The organism is Parafrankia sp. Ea1.12 (assembly GCF_900465275.1).
GTDB lineage: Bacteria > Actinomycetota > Actinomycetes > Frankiales > Frankiaceae > Parafrankia > Parafrankia soli.
Window position 1 is genome coordinate 1 of record NZ_UBIZ01000016.1, and the last position, 516, is coordinate 516.

General features: G+C 70.2%; 1 protein-coding gene. It reads left to right on the forward strand.

Translation table 11 applies throughout. From position 1 onward, the window contains the following. Positions 1 to 516 (forward strand): GntR family transcriptional regulator (locus FMEAI12_RS00065; RefSeq protein WP_368672032.1); only part of this gene is annotated, 516 nt, incomplete at both ends.

Below are 516 nucleotides of genomic sequence, written 5' to 3' on the forward strand. Positions count from 1 at the left end.
GACCCGAGCGCGATCCGGCTGCTCGCCTCGGGTCGGCGGCGCTACGGCAACCTCAAGGACGAGGCGGCCAGCTTCATCCGGGAGGCGATCGTCTCTCGTGCGCTGCCGCCGCGCAGCAAGATCGATCAGGATGAGGTCGCCGACGCGCTCGGGATCAGCCGGGCCCCGGTCCGCGAGGCCCTCATCGAACTCGCGCAGAAGGGCTTCGTGGACGCCGTGCCCCGGCGCGGCGCCTTTGTCGCCGAGGTCACCGTCGAGGACATCGAGGACCACTACGAGGTCGTCGCGCTGGTGTCCGGGATGACGACCCGGCGTGCGGTCCGCAAACTCACGCCGCTGGAGACCGAGGAACTGGCCCGGCTGCACCGTGAGATCGCCACGACCGAGGACGAGGCCCGCCGCAGGAGCCTCGACCGCCGGTTCTTCCAGATCATCGCCACCGCCGGAAAGTCACCGCGGCTCGACGCGATCCTGGAGTTCCTCGGCGGCGTGCTCCAGGGCAGCTTCTACTACGAG